We start from the raw sequence: 17,610 nt of genomic DNA on the forward strand, positions 1-17,610 counted from the left end.
CACGCTCCTCTGGAGCTTTATTTCATTGTGTTCTATTTTTTTGGCTACAAACATTACGCTCTGCTGGAGCTTTAAAATAAAGTCCCAGCAGGACGTTATATTTATAGAAGCGCATTTTCTCACAACATAAAAGCCTCAGAGAGGCGAAATATATCAAGTGTATACAAAATAATATATTCAAATATAGCCCACGGTTTTAACCGTGGGAACGTAGCGAAATATTGATACAAACGCATTTTCTCCAACATAAAAGCCTGTGAAAGGCAAAATATATTAAGTGTATACAAAATAATATATTCAAATATAGCCCGTGGTTTCAACCGTAGGAAACGTAGCGAAATATTGACACAATCGCATTTTCTCCAAGATAAAAGCCTCAGCGAGGCGAAATATATCAAGTGTATACAAAATAATATATTCAAATATAGCCCGCGTTTTCAACCGTGGAAAACGTTTAGCGATACTATTTTTATGACATCAAATCCCAATAAAAAAAGGAGGTAATCTCATTTTGAGAAACCTCCTTTTAATTATAAAATTGAATTTCTTATTCAGACACTGCTTTTACTTTGTGACCAAAAGCCCCGAAAGAAAGAATAATCAAAAAGCAAACGAGCGGAATAATATATCCTGATTGAATATCATCATGATTCATATCGATTAAAGTTCCCATTCCATAAGGAATAATTGCTCCTCCAACAATCGACATTACCAGCCAAGAAGATCCTGTTTCCGTATTCGATTTTAAGCCTTTAATACCCAATGAAAAAATAGTTGGAAACATAATAGACATAAAAAATCCGATTCCTCCAAGCGCATAAATAACAACGATTCCAGAGCCATAAATAGCAACTAAACAAAGTGTAGCACTCATTACGCAATAGATAGAAAGCAATACATAATCTTTTACAAAACGTAAAAAGAATGTACCAATAAAACGTCCTGCCATAAAAAGGAAACCATAGATTCCTAAGTAGTATCCAGCCGTTTTTTCGTCTAATCCGGCACCTTGCTGTGCTATACGAATAAAGAAACTAGTAATACAAACCTGTGCACCAACATAGAAAAATTGAGCCACAACGCCCCAGCTTAAATGTCTGAATTTTAAAACAGAGAAAAAACCAGGTTTAATTTCGGCCTCAGTATGGGTTGTTTTCATGGAAGGCAATTGCACAAAGTAGAAAACAATAGCAACAAGAACCAATATACTACCTAATACGATGTAAGGCATTTTTACAGATGCTGCCTCACCTAATAAATAAGCTGCTTTTTCTGCCTCAGGCATTGCTGCCATTTGCTCTGGTGTATGATTTGTTCCAGAAAGAATAAAAAGCGAACCAACAATAGGAGCAACCATTGCAGCTAATCCGTTGAAAGATGCTGCTAAATTCAGTCGTTTTGAAGAAGATTCAGCTGGACCTAATATCGCTGCGTACGGATTCGCACTGGTTTCTAAAATAGTCAAACCACATCCAATTACAAAAAGTGCAAATAGAAATAATTCGTAAGTTCTGGTATTAGCCGCAGGCACAAATAAAAAGGCTCCAACAGCAAATACTAAAAGTCCCGTAATAATACTGTTTTTATAGCCAAATCTTTTAATCAGCATCCCCGCAGGAATTGCCATTATAAAATAAGCAAAGAAAACAGAGGTATCAATTAAAGTAGATTGGCGATTGTTTAATTCGCAAGCTTTTTTTAAGTGCGGAATCAACACAGAATCTAAATTGTGGGCCATTCCCCAAAGAAAAAATAGGCAGGTAACGAGAATAAAAGGCAAAAGATATTGATTTCCCTTTCCGCCTTCTGTCGGCACTTCGTGTTGATCACCGGCTTGGTTTGTAATTTGCATTGTTTAGATAGTTTTTTGTTAATTTTTTAGGTTCAGAGGTACAAAGGGACAAAGGCTCAAAGTGAAGAAACCTCTGTCCCTCTGCACCTTTGAACCTTTGTCCCTTGAAGAAAAATCATTTTTTCTTTACCAAAAGTAAATGGTCACAAACCAAAACGACTTCACCGCGTTGGTTAATGATTTCTACATGTTCAGTTACGGTTCCCATTTCAGGGTTTTTAGCTTCTCCTTTTTCGGAGATAGTTACTTCAGAGTGAATAGTATCGCCAATATGAACTGGTTTTACAAAACGCATTTTGTCGTATCCTCTAGAAAAAGCTTCAGGATTTATTTCTGATGCTGTCAAGCCGATTCCGATACTGAAAACCATAGTTCCGTGTGCAATTCTTTGTCCAAATGGCTGTGTTTTACACCATTCTTCATCCATGTGGTGCGGGAAGAAATCGCCAGTATGTCCTGCATGAACCACAAAATCAGTTTCAGTTATGGTTCTGCCTAATGTTACTCGTTTGTCGTCGATTTTATAATCTTCGAAAAAAGTCGATTTAAAATACATATTCTTGATATTTTTTTACCGGCCTTACTCTTAAATAAATGTCAAAATTACGTTTGTTTGAAGAAGGCTTAAATTTGTTTTTTTTGGTTTTGAAATATAGTGTTTTAATTACACTTCATCAAAAGAAATACCGCCATTTTTACTGCTGATGTAGCAGGCCTCTACAACTTTCATTGTTCCTAGAACATCTTGGACGCTGGCAGATAATGTTGAGTCAGAACCTTCCTTGTAGCGCATCAGATTTGACATTGCCCCAATAAATGCTTCTGGAAACCAAGAACCTTCCAGTTTAACTTCGGTCCATTCGTATTCCTTTTCGTTATCTTTTTTCGCCAAAGCATATTCAAAAATGTCCGGAAGACCGTCAGGATAGTTCATTAATAAGCCCATTTTTGCTCGAATTGCGCCTTTTGTTCCTTCCCATTTAATATAACTTTCTTCATGTTTTGGTCCAAAATGATGATCGTGATTCGTATTGATGACAACATGCAGATCTTCGGCATAATCTAGTATAATTGTCGATCTGCTTGAAGATAATTTTTTAAGCGGATGTTTAGCCGTCTTTGCCATTACACCTTTCGGATTCCCTAAGAAAGAACGAATACAATCGATATAATGTACACTATGAAAAAGAATTTCCAATCTTGGATGTTCTTTAATTAAAGGAAATAATTCCCAAGGTGTATTTACGGTAACTTTGAATTCTAAATCATATAGCTGACCAATAATTCCTTCGTTAATTAAATAACGGGCAGCACTTACAAATGAAGCAAATCGCAGTTGAAAGTTGATTGCAGCAACCAGATTTTTTCTTTCGCAAACTTCTACAATTTCTCGTGCCTGAGTCAAATCATTTCCCATTGGTTTCTGAATCAAAACCGCGGCACCGTCAGGCAATTGTTCTAAAATTTCAATGTATTGATCAGGTAAAACGGTAATATCGTAAACTGCATTCGAAGGAGCATTTTTAACGGCATCTGCAACACTTTCAAAAACATGATCAATTTTGAATTGTTTCTGTAAATCGTATGCTTTTGAGATCGTTCTGTTGGTAATACCAAAAACTTTAAAACCAGCCATTTCATAAGCAGGAAGGTGCGCATCTTTTACAATACCACTTGCTCCAATAATTACAATTGGCTGTTCTGTTTGGGGAAGTAAAGGTTTATATTGAATATTCATTTGTTCTATATTTATAAATTAAGCCTGCCAAGTTTAATTTTTGACAGAGCCATGTAATGTTGTTCCTTGACTTAATTTTCTTATTTTTTTCTGAGTTTCTTCTAAAAGTATTTCAGACGAAATATCAGTTTCAATGGCTTTTAAAACTACGCCGTCAATAAGTTCAGCTACTTTTGGCCAGATTGGGGTTTGGGGTAATGTGAATGCATTTTCATGAAGCATTTCCAGTTTATGATAAAATGGAATTAAAGTATTGATTTCTTCGTCTTTCCAAGTTGATTTCCTGCATCCAATACCGCCTTCCTTGGTTAATAATTTATCACTTTCGGGAGTAGTTGCAAAACGTAAAAAATCATAAGCCAGTTTTTTGTGTTTACTTCCTGAACCAATAGTATACAGCCAATATACATTCAAAGAAGCTGTTTTATGACCAGGATCAGATGGGAGGGAAGTGATGTCAATTTTTCCTTTTACTTTCGATTCTTCAATTACTTCTGCCATCGAAGCAAATCCAAACCAATTTATGGCCATTGCCGCTTGTCCTTCGGCGAAAGCCAGACCCGCTTCAACGGAACCAAATTCTCTCGATTTTGGATGAACAGCAGTTGCATCATTGACCATTTTTCTGTAAAAATCCAATGCTTTTATTGCTGCTTCATTATGAATGTCAATCTGATTTTTTTTGTTTAACAAAGAACCGCCTCTTGTCCATAATTGCAGACAAAAGTCAAAAACCATATTATGTCCGTCTGGATAATTGGCAAACACAGAACCGTATAAATTTTGTTCGGGACGATTAAAAAATGTGGCAATTTCTGCGAATTCCTGCCACGTTTTTGGTGTAGAAAGTTCGTAACCAAACTGTTTTTTAAAATTCTCTTTTTCCGTTTCGTTTTCGAATAAATCTTTTCGGTAGATCAGACATTCTGGGCCGTCATGAAAAGGAAGTCCGAAAATGCCATTACTTAGTTTTTGTAAATGCAAAAGCGATTTATGCCATCCAAAAGGATAATTTTCGGGTGGATTTTCTCCAATTAAGGAAAATAAATTAAGAACCGCATTTTCGTTTACAGCATCAAAAATCCAATCGGTGTTGATATGGGCAATGTCCCATTTTCCGTCTTTTAAACCTTTTTCGGAAATTGTAGTTTCGTATAAATCATGAAGTTCCAACGGAATCATTTCTGCTTCAATTTTTATATTGTTTTGAAGAGAAAATGCATCCCACAATTTTTGAAGTGTACTTTCGAACGGATCGAATTTTCGAACGGCGATTCTAATTTTTTCCATCAGTAGTTAATAAATTCTTTAATAATTTTTTCGTTGTCCTGACCTAATTTTGGCGAGCCTTTTTCAGAAGTCAGATATTCACCGTCAATTTTTATCGGACAGCGTGTTGTTTTATAGGTGTAACCGTCAAGCATTTCAACTTGCTGCGTAAAATTCAAAACCTTAAAACCATCTTCTTCAAATAATTGCTGATAGTTTAAAACTCCCGCACACCAAATATCTGCTGGTTCTAAAATATCCAGCCAGAATTGGGTTTCCTGCGTTTGTAAATGATCGGCAAGAATATTTTTTATTTCGTCTCTAAGTGTAAAATTATTTTCAGGAAATTGTAATAAAGCATCACATTTTAGTAGAGAAGCCAAAACAGGAATTGATCCCATTGCCAATGCTAAATAACCGTTTTTGGTTTTGTAAATTCCGTATGGTGCGCCCAGATAAGCGTGTGCATTATTGGTTTTGGTTCGAACAGGAAGTTCTCCGCCGTCATTAAAATAGGTTGTAATAGTCTCAAATTGAAAATCAAAAGCCGATTCGAGCATACTAACCTGAATTTGTGCGCCAATATTATGAGTTGCTTTTCTGTACAATGCAGCCAAAATTCCTTGCGCTAAATGTGCTCCGGCAAGCATGTCTACAATCGATAGTCCCATTGGTACGGGACCGTCTTCCTGATTACCGCTTAACCAAGTTAGTGCTGTTAAAGACTGCAAAAGCAAATCCTGCCCCGGCAAATCTTTTAAATCTGGATGTTCTCCAAAACCTGAAATAGAAGCGTAAATCACATTTGGATTTATACTTTTAACTTCATCATAACTCAAACCGATGCGTTCCATCACGCCGGGTCTGAAATTGTGCATGACAACATCAGCTTTGGCTAATAATTTTTTTAGTTTTTGAAGTTCTTCTGGCTGTTTAAAATCAATTGCAAAAGATTCTTTGTTTCTGTTGATGGTATGAAAAACTGACGATTCGCCGTTCATAATCAAATCAGAAGTATATAAAGTACGGCAGATATCTCCCGTTCCCGGTTTTTCAATTTTTATCACGCGAGCGCCCAGATCGGCCAGACGCAAACTCGCCGACGGACCCGAAAGAAACTGACTGAAATCTACAATTAAATAATCTTCTAATGGTTTCATGTTGTGTTTAACCGTTTTATCGTTTATTTGTTTAACCGTTAATTCGTCGATTTGTTTAATACGATTAAACGATTAAACAAATAAACGATTCAACAATCTAGCTAATAAACTCTTTATGTATATTCAAATTGTCTTGTCCAACTTTTGGCGCTGCTTTTTCACTTAACAGAATTTCTCCATCCAATTGAATCGGACTTCTTGTGGTAACCAAAGTTTCGCCTTCGCTATTTTTTACGGTTTGTTTCAGCTGTAATTCATTTACAAAAGGCTGATTATCTAAATCTTCGTAATTAAAAACTTTACCGCACCAAATGCTTTCTTTTTGCAATACTTCAATCCAATAATCAGAAGATTGTGTTTTTATTCTTTCGCTTAAAATCGTTCTGATTTCATCTCGTTTTTCAAACCAAAGATGTTTATCTGCATATTGATTTAAGTTTAAACCTAATGCTTTTCCGATAAAAATCAAATCGCCCATAGCAAGCGACAAATAGCCGTCTTGTGTTTGGTAAACGCCATAAGGAGCACTCAAAAAAGCATGTGCACTTCCTTTAATATCACCTCTTTCAGGAAGCTGTCCTCCGTCATTTAGGAAAGAAGTAATCGCTTCAAATTGTACATCTAAAATAGATTCCAGCAAGCTGACTTCTACCACAACTCCTTTTTTAGTTTTAGCTCTTTTTAAAAGTGCCGCTAAAATTCCCTGTACAAAATGATTCCCGCACATTAAATCGGCAACTGCTAAACCAAAAGGAACTGGACCTTGACTTTTGCGTCCGCTCAGCCAGCTTAATCCAGAAAGCGATTGTAATAATAAATCTTGTCCCGGTTTTTTGGCCCACGGACCTTTATTTCCGTAACCTGTTATGGTTCCGTATATAATTTTCGGATTAATAGAAAGTGAATTTTCAAAATCTAATCCGATTTTTTCCATCACTCCAGGTCTGAAATTATGGGTCATAATATCAGCCTTTTCGATTAGTTTTTTAATCAAAACTAAATCGTCAGGATTTTTTAAATCGGCTGCAAAAGATTCTTTATTTCGGTTTATCGTATGAAAAAGTAAACTGCTGTCATCGACAAATAAATCTTTAATACTCAATTGTCTGCAGGCTTCACCTTTAACTGGACGTTCGATTTTGATAACGCGCGCTCCCAAATCGGCTAGTTTTAAGCCAGCCGAAGGTCCTGCTAAAAACTGGCAGAATTCCAGAACTATTAGTCCTTCTAAAGGTCTCATATCGTTTGAATTTTTAGAGATTCCGCATAAAGCGAATTCATTTCTTCCAATACTTTTAATTCGTCTCCGCCTTTCATCAAATAATTACGAACCACATCACCTGCGTGATCTTGGAAATACATGTGACCGTAATATCTCGGACGAAGGAAAGCGCGTTCTAGAGCTGGCAAAGTATTTTTGAAATAATCGTGCGTCACGCCATTAATTCTTTCACTTTTCCAAGCTTGTAAATGTCCAGGCTGACCGCCATTATCGGTATAAATATTTTGCTGTGCTTGAGACGAACCTGTAAATTCGGCATATTTTATCGCTTCTTCAATATGTTCGCTGAATGAAGAAACAGCTAATCCAGTTCCTCCCAAAGAAGAAATCATTGGTTTATTATTCAATTTTACTAAATCATAAAAATGTAAAAGGTTCTGGCTGTAGCCAATGCGAGAATAATTAGAATAACCATAAGCAAAAGGGCAATAGGCAATTTCGTCTGAATTGACCATTGCTTCATAAACCTGAATAGGATTTCTGTTAAAGTTTGCAGGATCAATCAACTGCGCTAATTCTCTAAACATTTGAAGTGCTTTGATTCCTGTCGTTTCAGAAATCACTTTTTCTTCAGAAAGAAAAGGAGCTTCGCCTAAACTACAGCAAAACATATAAAAACTCATCAAAACATCCACCGGAATTCCAGCAAAAGCTACTAAGCCTTTTTTCGCTAAAGCCAATAAATCATCGTAAGTTTTAGGGACTTCTAAATTGTTTTTTTCTAAAAGATCCAAGCGTGCAGACGCAACCGGAGTTGCAGCATCGATAGGAAGCGCCCATAATTTGTCGTGAAAAACATAACTTCCGTACGATTTTCCAACAGTATTTATTTCTTGATCTTTAATATATTCGTTTGATAAATAATCAGATAACGGAAGAATCGCTTTAGTCTGCGCTCCAAATCCTGTCCAAGGATGATCAATTACTAACAAATCAAATCTTTTGGCTAAGTCTTCGATAGAAGCATCTGCAAATTCTTGTAAACTTCTTTTCTCCCAAGAAATTTCAACATCAGGATGTAATTCAGTAAAACGCTGCGATGTAGCAACCATAGGAAGCAAACCTCTTGTGTGGTTCCAAGTTATGCCTTTTAATTTTATCATTTTGTATAGGAATTTTGGGTAGTGAAATCGTTTGAAATAATAAATGTAAAATTTACAATTACAAAAGTAGAAATAAGATTTAAATGCACAAGAAATCCTTTCTTTTTAAGAAATCTTTTTTACATAAATCGATAATTAGTGATATAATTTTTACAAACCGTCTAAAAAATGTTATAAAAATTTAAAGTTTAGTCATTTTAAGAACCGGAAAACGAAATATATCTCGAATATTAATTTTTAAAAAGTATTTTTGTAATTGTGTTTTTTACATTTATTAATTTTGCTTTGGTTTTTTGATGAATTTCGAAATTAAAAAAAGCAGAATTGCAGCAATGATATACAGTTGATGAACTGATTTCATTATAAAAAATAAACTAACAACTAAAAATATACGATATGAAATTAATACGTTTTGGAGAAATCGGAAAAGAAAAACCTGGAGTTTTAATTGGAGAAAAGAGATTTGACGTTTCTTCGATTGTAACCGATTTTAACGAAAGTTTTTTTGAAGAAAACGGATTAGGGAAATTACAAAAAGCATTGGAAAGCAATCCAGTTTTACCAGAAGTAGATGCTTCTGTACGTTTAGGATCTCCAGTGGCAAGACCTTCAAAAATAATCTGCATTGGTTTAAATTACGTTGATCACTGTAAAGAAACAAATGCTCCGATTCCGACGGAACCTATAATTTTCTTTAAATCGACAACTTCTTTATGCGGGCCAGATGATGATTTGATTATTCCAAAAAATAGTGAAAAGACAGACTGGGAAGTGGAGTTGGCTTTTGTGGTTGGAAAAAAAGCAAGTTATGTAGAAGAAGCTGAAGCTTTGGATTATGTGGCGGGTTACGCTTTATTGAACGATTACAGCGAAAGAGCTTTTCAATTAGAGCGCGGCGGGCAATGGGCAAAAGGAAAAGGAAGTGATACGTTTGCACCTCTTGGACCATTTTTGGCTACAAAAGACGAAATAGAAGATGTTGATAATTTAAAGATGTGGCTGACTGTAAATGGTAAAAAATACCAAGACAGTAATACTTTAAATTTAGTTTTTAAAATTCCTTATTTGGTGCATTATTTAAGTCAGTTTATGACTTTGCTTCCTGGCGATATTATCAGTACGGGAACGCCTCCGGGAGTTGGATTAGGCATAAAACCAGATCCTATTTATATTAAAGCCGGCGATGTTGTGGAACTTGGAATCGAAGGTTTGGGAACAAGTAAACAAAAGGCTGTAACATATCAAAAAGTAATATAACGATCTGTTATTGTACTAACGAATGGTGTCGCGGATAAAACGGATTACTTCGTAAAAACGCGGATTAGAACAGATTTTATATTTAAGAAAATTAATGAAAAATCCGTTTAATCCGAGTCTTCGCGATAGCCAATCTTTATCATCCGCGTCTAATTAGAAATTTAAACGAAACGAAAAATGAAATATATTGTTTGCGAAAAGCCTCAGGAATTTCTATTGAAAGAAACTAGTATTCCAGAACCAAAAGAAGGCGAAGTTTTATTGAAAATTAAAAGAATCGGAATCTGCGGAACTGATATTCACGCTTTTGGCGGTACTCAGCCGTATTTTGAATATCCAAGAGTTTTGGGTCACGAATTGGCTGCCGAATATGTAAAAGGAAATGCTGCAGGTTTCAATCCGGGAGATAAAGTAACTTTTATTCCGTATTTTAACTGCGGAAAATGTGTTGCCTGCAGAAACGGATTGACAAACTGCTGTGTAAATATTAAAGTTTTTGGGGTGCATATTGATGGCGGAATGGCTGAATATGTTTCGATTCCAGAACAATATTTACTGCACGGTCAAGGTTTAGATTATGATGAATTGGCTTTGGTAGAGCCTTTGGCAATTGCAGCGCACGGAGTAAGAAGAGCAGCTGTAAAACCAACTGATACCGTTTTGGTAATGGGAGCGGGCCCAATCGGAATTGGTCTGATTCAGTTTGCTAAAATTGCTGGAGCAAAAGTAATTGTGATGGATATTAACGATTACAGATTGAATTTCTGTAAAACAGAATTAAAGGCGGACGAAACAATTAATCCGTTAAACGATGATGTTGCTCAAAAATTAGCCGAACTGACAAATGGCGATATGGCAAACGTGGTAATTGATGCGACTGGAAATCAGAAAGTAATGAACAGTGCTTTTAATTATATTTCGCATGGCGGAAGATTTGTTTTGGTTGGACTTCAAAAAGGGGAATTGAGTTTTAGTCATCCTGATTTCCATAAAAGAGAATCGACTTTAATGAGCAGCCGAAATGCGACAATAGAAGATTTCGAATATGTTATGAAATGTTTGAAAGAAGGTAAAATCGATCCGAAGAAGTATATCACACACAGAACAAGTTTTTCTGAAATGATAACTGATTTTGGAAAACTAATTGATCCTAAAAACAATGTGATTAAAGCGTTAATTGAAATAGACTAAAAGTATTATAATAAAGTTTGTCATCCTTGACAAAAATGCTGAATAAATATTAAACACATAGAAACATAGATTTTTATTATTTGTAAAAGAGAATAAAAAAGAAACTAGTTTCTTAACACATAGCTATGTGTGTTAATGCAAGTGAAACGCCTTTGAGCGGTTTTAAAAACTATGTTTCTATGTGTTTAAAATAAATCTTAATACCCACAAAAATGGATTTAAACTTAAAAAATAAAATAGTTGTTGTTTCTGGTTCGGCTGGAAAAGAAGGCAGTATTGGAGAAACAATCGTTAACAGATTGGCAGATGAAGGTGCCATTCCGGTTTTAGTTGACAGAAATGCAAGAGGTTTCGAATATGTGGAAAGACTTCAAAAAAGAGGCGTTAATTCCTTATTTGTACAGTCTGATGTAACCGATCCTACTGCAATAGAAAACGCTGTAAAAGTAATCGCAGCTAAATACGGAAGAATCGACGCTATAATTAATAATGTTGGCGTAAATGACGGCGCAGGTTTAGAATCAAGCTACGATGATTTTATGAATTCTTTGAAATTGAATGTAGTAAGTTACTTTTTAATGGCTAAGTATACACTGCCATATTTGAAAGAATCAAAAGGAAATATTTTAAATATCGGTTCGAAAGTGGCGTTAACAGGGCAGGGCGGAACTTCAGGTTACGCTGCTGCGAAAGGCGGCGTTTTGGGTTTAACTAGAGAATGGGCAGTAGATTTGATTCAGTACGGAATTCGTTCGAATGCGATTATTATTGCCGAAAGTTATACTCCCGCATACGAGGATTGGATTAAAACACTGCCAGACGGCGAAACAGTTTTACAGAAAATCAACAAAAGTATTCCGCTGGAAAGCCGAATGACTAAAACAGAAGAAATTGCAGATACAGCACTTTTTATTATTTCCGAAAAATCATCGCATACTACAGGACAATTTGTTTTTGTGGATGGAGGTTACGTACATTTAGACCGCGCTTTAATCAGCGATGTTAATTAAAAAGATATGAGTAAAAGAATTGATTCCCATCAGCATTTTTGGAAGTTTGATCCCATTCGAGACAGCTGGATTGACGAAACGATGCAGAGTATCCAAAGAGATTTTCTTCCAGAAGATTTACAACCTTTATTAAATGTCAATGGATTTGACGGATGTGTGGCAGTGCAGGCAAGCCAGACTGAAGAAGAAACGCATTTTTTATTGGATTTAGCTTCAAAAAATGATTTTATCAAAGGCGTTGTAGGCTGGGTAGATTTGAGAAGTGAAAATATTGAAGAACGTTTAAACTTCTTTTCAAATCAGAAAAAATTGAAAGGTTTTAGACATGTTGTTCAAGGTGAGCCAGATGATTTTATGTATGGTGAAGCATTCCGAAGAGGAATTAAAGCTTTAAAAGCATTTGATTATACTTATGATATATTGATTTTTGAACGTCAATTACCAGCAGCAATAAGTTTAGTTCAAGATTTTCCAGACCAAAAATTTGTGATTGATCATATCGCAAAACCAGACATCAAATCAGAAACTATTTTTTCTTGGAAAAGCGGCATTGAAGAAATTGCAAAATACGACAATGTTTGGTGTAAAATCTCAGGAATGGTTACAGAAGCCGATTGGAAAAACTGGAAGCCAGAAGATTTAAAACCGTACTTAGATGTCATTTTTGAAAATTTCTCTGTTGATAAATTAATGTACGGTTCAGATTGGCCAGTTCTTAATGTTGCTTCTGATTATGACGAGGTTGTAAAAACTTTAGAAGATTATATTTCGAAGTATTCTGTTGAAGATCAGAATAAAATTTGGTTTGAGAATGCGAATGCTTTCTATAAACTAAACAGTTAGTTTTTTTTCTTAACCATATAAGTTATATAAGTTTAATTTAGTTGGTTCTTAAATAGTTCTCGCAAAGACGCCAAGTCGCAAAGTTTTATTTTCTTAGCGACTTGGCGTCTTTGCGAGATTTTTTTATTCGCATTTTTTAAATGAACTTATATCACTTATACAGTTCAAAAAAAATTAAAATTTCACTGCTTTTTTAGGAACGTTTTTATCAATAGTAGTAGTCTTAGAAAAATTAGTAGAAGAACCACTTAAATCAATATTCTTACTTGCTTCACCATTAATAGTAATAGTATTTGAAGAAGCAGGATTAAACTCGATATTTTTCAGCGAGATGTTTTTAGTATTGTAAATTTCGAAGGCACTTTTTGATTCAATATCCAATTGAGCATTGCTGATTTTAATTCCGTTCGCATCAATTATAGAAAAACCTTTTTGAGCTTTAGCAATCAGGTTTGTGATTTCAATATTCTCTAAATTCATTTCAGGTAGACCTTGTAAGAACACTGCCTGTTGTGCGCCTTTAATCGTAATGTTTTTGATTGAAATGTTTTTAAATTGAGGTGTTTCTTCATTCACAGGAACCAATTTTGTGGTTACTGTATTACCGCCTTCAGCAAGAGTTTCAGCAATAGATTTTCCGCCATAATACAAATCAAAAGAAATAGCTTGCGACGGAATATCAGTCATAAAAATATCCGAGATAAAAATATTTTCTACAACACCACCGCGTCCGCGCGTGCTTTTAAAACGAAGTCCAACATCAGTTCCCATAAAAGTACAGTTGGAAACATGCAGGTTTTTTACACCGCCAGACATTTCGCTTCCCACCGTTACGCCACCATGACCGTGATACACGATATTGTTTTTTACAATGATATTTTCGCAGGGAACACCTCTGTCGCGACCGTCTTTGTCTTTTCCGGATTTAATACAAATTGCATCGTCACCCACATCAAAACTAGAATTTTCGATAATCACATTTTTACAGGATTCCACATCAAGACCATCGCCGTTTTGAGAAAACCACGGATTGCGAACCGTTATATTTCGAACAATTAAATCCTCAATCAGCAATGGATGAATATTCCAAGCAGGTGAATTTTGAAAAACAGGTCCGTCAAATAAAACCCTTTTACTATTTTGAATGCTCACCAAAACCGGACGAAGGAAATCATGAATAGCTTCAAAATCTTCTTTCGTTTTTAAATCAGGACGAACGTTTTGATCTGCACCTTTAGAGCCTTTTAAATATTGTTCAGAAGGATACCAACTGTCTTTTTTCTCATTTAAAACTCCACCAGAAGCTACAAATTTCTTCCATTGTTCATCGGTCAGTTTACTTTTTTTAACCTGTCTCCAAGCTTCACCTGAACCATCCCAAACACCATTTCCGGTAAAAGCTACATTCTCCAAATTTTTACCATAAATAGGAGAGATACAGCGCCAAGTATTCAAACCTTCAAAACTGGTTTCAATAATTGGGTATAAAGTTTTATCTGTAGAAAACTTAATTAACGCTCCAGTTTGAGCATGAAGTTCAATATTACTTTTTAGAATGATTGGTCCTGTTAACCATATTCCAGGAGGAATAATTAATTTTCCGCCTCCTTTTTTAGAAAGAGCATCTAGGGCATCTGCAAAAGCTTTTGTATTCAGAACATAACCGCCATTTACAGCGCCAAAGTCTTTTAAATTTACGCTGTTCTGTGGAATAGCAGGTTCTTTGACTTCAGCCATTTTAAATTCAATATTCTTGTACGTATCATTAGATTTTTGAGCAGAAGTTGTATGGGAAAAGCTAAACGCGAGACACGTAAGAGCAATACATAAAAGGTTAATTCGGTTAGTTTTCATTCTAATTGTATTATAGTTAAGTAATTTTTGGAATTCGCGTTTTGAATGCTAAGTCGATTTTTTAAATGTTAATTTTTTATTTGATGAGTAAAAAATATTCCTATTAAATTTTAATTTAATAATGTAATCGATTACACAAATCTATTAAAAAAATATTACTGAACATCAATTTTAATTGGTTTATCACAGATTTTTTATGAATTTAACTTTTTCAGCTTTTCAAAAAACACATTGTTATCAGGGAATTTTCGTTGCAAAAGGAATCTTTAGTAGCGATAGCAGGAGGGTACAGGATGCCTGAGATTTTATATTCTTTTAAATTGTCCCAATTATTTGGTAAAAGTGTTAAAAATACATTTATTTGTAAATTTAATACTGTTTTAAATTAATGCCTCGTAATTTTATCCTAAGAAAAAAATCAATACTATAAATAATGCGTTTAATTCCTTTCAACAAATTACTAGTTGTTTTTCTAATGGCATTCACAGTATTTTCAGCAGATGCTGCTGAAATTTGGGTGTCGCCGTCTGGAAACGATTCCAACCTCGGAACAAAAACAAATCCGCTGGCAACGGTTCAAATGGCAATGCGAAAAGCCAGAGAACTTCGCCGATTAAAAGATGCATCTATAAAAGACGGAATCCGAATTATGGTAATGAACGGAACGTATTATTTAAACGAACCTTTATTTGTTAGGCCAGAGGATTCTGGAACTGCCGACAGCCCGACAACAATTGAAGCCGATGTAAATGCAAAACCAATTATAAGCGGTGGAATTGAAATCAAAAACTGGAAAAAAGTTGGTGTTTTAAATGGCAAAAAAGGAACTTTCTGGGTTGCAGATGCTCCTCAAAAAGCAGGTTCGCTGATCAATTACAGACAATTGTGGGTAAACGGAAAGAAAGCCGTGAGAGCTAAAAATACAGCAGGAAATACAATGGACAGGATTCTGTCATGGGATCATCAATCGCAGACCTGCTGGATTCCGTTTAAAGATAAATCGGTTAAGTTTGAGCCTGGAATGGAAATGTTTATTGTACAATGGTGGTCGATTGCCAATCTTCGAATTAAAAATATTGAGGTACAAAAAGACAGCGCCCGACTTTCGTTTGAAGAACCAGAAAGCCGTATTCAAAGTGAACACCCGTGGCCTGCTCCGTGGATTTCTAAAAACAACGGAAATTCTGCTTTTCATTTAAACAATGCCATTTCATTATTGAACGAACCTGGAGAATGGTTTTTGGATAAAAAAAATGCTAAAATCTATTATATCCCAAGAGCTGGAGAAGATATTAATTCGGTAAAAATTACTGCTCCCGTTTTAGAAAATTTAGTTGAAGTAAAGGGAACGATTGATTCGCCTGTAAGTTATTTTAGATTTAAAGGAATTTCGTTTCAGTACAGCAACTGGCTTCGTCCGTCAGAGCAAGGGCATGTGCCTTTACAGTCAGGAATGTATTTGCTGGATGCTTATAAATTGAAAGTTCCCGGAACGCCAAATCAGGCGAGTTTAGAAAATCAGGCTTGGGTAGGAAGACCTCGTGCTGCGGTCGAAGTAAATTATTCTAATAATATTCAGTTTGAATCGTGTCGTTTTGAGCATTTGTCTTCGACAGGTTTAGATTTAAATAAAGGAACCAATCACAATACCATAAAAGGAAATTTATTTAAAGACATAGGCGGAAGTGCCATCAATGTCGGCATTTTCTCTGAAGAAGCTTTTGAAGCGCATTTGCCTTTGGTTATAAAAGACGAAAGAGAAATGTGCTCCGATGAAGTAATTGCGGATAATTTAATTACCAATGTAACCAATGAAGATTGGGGAACGCTTGGAATCAGTGCAGGCTTTGTTCGAAATATTACTATTGAACACAACGAAATTTCGGATGTATCGTATTCTGGAATGGCAATGGGATGGGGATGGACGCACACGCCAAACGTGATGCAGAACAATAAAATTCTAGCGAATAAAATTCATCATTATGCGAAACATTTACATGATGTTGCCGGAATTTATACACTTTCGGCACAACCCAACAGCCGAATCGAAGAAAATTACATTGACAAAGTTTACAATAGTCCGTATGCACATGATCCGTTTTTATGGTTGTATTTGTATACCGATGAAGGAAGTGAAGGTTTTACGATTAAAAACAACTGGATTGCAGAGAAGAAAATCTTAAAAAACCATAATGGTCCAAAAGGAAATATTTGGGAACACAACGATCCGTATGTAAGTACTAAAATTAAAGATGCTTCCGGAATCAGAGCACCTTATGCAGCTTTAGAAAAAGAAGTCGTAATTGATGAAGCTTGGGGATTGCAAGAAATGCCAAAACCGTATGCAATTGAATTAATAGGTTCTGATTTTGATCTCGAAAAAATCAAATCGACATTAGTTGGTTTTAGAATTGTAGGTCAGGAATTATACCAATGGAAAAATCATTTGGTGATTTACGGAAAAATGAATCAGCCGGAAAGAACAAAGCGAAAACTGGCTTTGGCTTTTCCTTCTTTAGAAATAAAAATTTACGATAATCTGGTTTACGATTTCCAAAACTTCGAAAGATGTAAAGATTCTAAACCAGCCTCAGATTGGGAAAATGTAGTTTTGACTGCCAATTTACCTGCTGATGAAAAACTGCAAAAAGAATATGTAGATTATCATACGACACAATTTGAAAAATGGCCTGAAGTAGCAAAAGGTTTCTGTAATGCCGATTTTCAACAATTGCAGGTTTTCAAAAAAGACAGACAATTAATCTTGGTTATCAGTATTCCGAAAGGAGAAAATCTGGATAAGCTAAATCCGAAAACAACACAAAACAATCCGCGTGTAGACGAATGGAACGCTTTAATGAAAAAATACCAAACCGGAATTGAAGGCGCAAAACCAGATGAAACCTGGATTTTCTTGAATAAAGTGAGTGTAGAGGAGAAAAAATAGAACAAAGAAAAAAGAGCAAAGAAAAAATCTAAATCTGCTCAATCTGCCTAATCTGCGTGAGAAAAAACAAAACTAATCTCAAAGAAGATTTCGGAATAATCTAA

Annotated in this window: 13 protein-coding genes; 5 read left to right on the top strand and 8 right to left on the bottom strand. The window is 35.3% G+C overall.

The features are described from left to right. Window positions 1–547 precede the first annotated feature (547 nt). The 7 genes from fucP to BSF42_RS17965 all read right to left on the bottom strand — a co-directional run bounded on the left by fucP (window position 548) and on the right by BSF42_RS17965 (window position 8,404). Window positions 548–1,852 carry an L-fucose:H+ symporter permease gene (gene fucP, locus BSF42_RS17935; protein WP_095954471.1) on the bottom strand — a complete coding sequence of 435 codons (1,305 nt, stop codon included), beginning with the start codon at window positions 1,850–1,852 and terminating at the stop codon, window positions 548–550. Between the two features lie 115 nt (window positions 1,853–1,967). Then, a complete protein-coding gene (locus BSF42_RS17940; protein WP_095954472.1) occupies window positions 1,968–2,408 on the bottom strand; it encodes a MaoC/PaaZ C-terminal domain-containing protein in 441 nt (146 codons plus the stop codon). A 108-nt stretch (window positions 2,409–2,516) separates the two neighbouring features. Further along, complete coding sequence (locus BSF42_RS17945; RefSeq protein ID WP_095954473.1) at window positions 2,517–3,590, bottom strand: Gfo/Idh/MocA family protein; 1,074 nt, start codon at window positions 3,588–3,590, stop codon at window positions 2,517–2,519. Between the two features lie 33 nt (window positions 3,591–3,623). Continuing rightward, complete coding sequence (locus BSF42_RS17950; RefSeq protein WP_095954474.1) at window positions 3,624–4,880, bottom strand: extracellular solute-binding protein; 1,257 nt, start codon at window positions 4,878–4,880, stop codon at window positions 3,624–3,626. Further along, window positions 4,880–6,019, bottom strand: coding sequence for a CaiB/BaiF CoA-transferase family protein (locus tag BSF42_RS17955; protein ID WP_095954475.1), 1,140 nt, complete (start codon window positions 6,017–6,019; stop codon window positions 4,880–4,882). The genes BSF42_RS17950 and BSF42_RS17955 overlap by 1 nt, the downstream gene beginning before the upstream one ends. 97 nt (window positions 6,020–6,116) lie before the next feature. Continuing rightward, the gene (locus tag BSF42_RS17960; protein WP_095954476.1) at window positions 6,117–7,259 is read right to left on the bottom strand and encodes a CaiB/BaiF CoA-transferase family protein; all 1,143 of its coding nucleotides are present in this window, start codon (window positions 7,257–7,259) and stop codon (window positions 6,117–6,119) included. Further along, on the bottom strand, window positions 7,256–8,404 hold the full coding sequence (locus tag BSF42_RS17965; RefSeq protein ID WP_095954477.1) for an ABC transporter substrate-binding protein: 1,149 nt from the start codon (window positions 8,402–8,404) through the stop codon (window positions 7,256–7,258). Before BSF42_RS17965 ends, BSF42_RS17960 begins: the two co-directional genes overlap by 4 nt. 396 nt (window positions 8,405–8,800) lie before the next feature. Here BSF42_RS17965 and BSF42_RS17970 point away from each other — a divergent pair, with 396 nt between their 5' ends. The 4 genes from BSF42_RS17970 (at window position 8,801) to BSF42_RS17985 (ending at window position 12,705) form a co-directional block, all read left to right on the top strand. Further along, entirely contained in the window at window positions 8,801–9,661 is an 861-nt protein-coding gene (locus BSF42_RS17970; RefSeq protein ID WP_095954478.1) for a fumarylacetoacetate hydrolase family protein, read from the top strand. A gap of 177 nt (window positions 9,662–9,838) precedes the next feature. Then, on the top strand, window positions 9,839–10,852 hold the full coding sequence (locus BSF42_RS17975; protein WP_095954479.1) for a zinc-binding alcohol dehydrogenase family protein: 1,014 nt from the start codon (window positions 9,839–9,841) through the stop codon (window positions 10,850–10,852). A 212-nt stretch (window positions 10,853–11,064) separates the two neighbouring features. Then, complete coding sequence (locus BSF42_RS17980) at window positions 11,065–11,862, top strand: SDR family oxidoreductase (RefSeq protein ID WP_095954480.1); 798 nt, start codon at window positions 11,065–11,067, stop codon at window positions 11,860–11,862. Between the two features lie 6 nt (window positions 11,863–11,868). Continuing rightward, window positions 11,869–12,705 carry an amidohydrolase gene (locus BSF42_RS17985; RefSeq protein WP_095954481.1) on the top strand — a complete coding sequence of 279 codons (837 nt, stop codon included), beginning with the start codon at window positions 11,869–11,871 and terminating at the stop codon, window positions 12,703–12,705. Between the two features lie 174 nt (window positions 12,706–12,879). On the opposite strand, the gene BSF42_RS17990 is transcribed toward BSF42_RS17985, so the two are convergent. Next, the gene (locus BSF42_RS17990; RefSeq protein ID WP_095954482.1) at window positions 12,880–14,559 is read right to left on the bottom strand and encodes a glycoside hydrolase family 28 protein; all 1,680 of its coding nucleotides are present in this window, start codon (window positions 14,557–14,559) and stop codon (window positions 12,880–12,882) included. A 475-nt stretch (window positions 14,560–15,034) separates the two neighbouring features. On the opposite strand from BSF42_RS17990, the gene BSF42_RS17995 reads away from it, so the two are divergent. After that, window positions 15,035–17,506 (top strand): L-rhamnose mutarotase, encoded by a 2,472-nt coding sequence (locus BSF42_RS17995; protein WP_253251106.1) that lies wholly within the window; start codon window positions 15,035–15,037, stop codon window positions 17,504–17,506. Window positions 17,507–17,610: the final 104 nt, after the last annotated feature.

The sequence above is a fragment of the Flavobacterium sp. ACN6 genome, from assembly GCF_002304005.1.
Taxonomy (GTDB): Bacteria; Bacteroidota; Bacteroidia; order Flavobacteriales; family Flavobacteriaceae; genus Flavobacterium.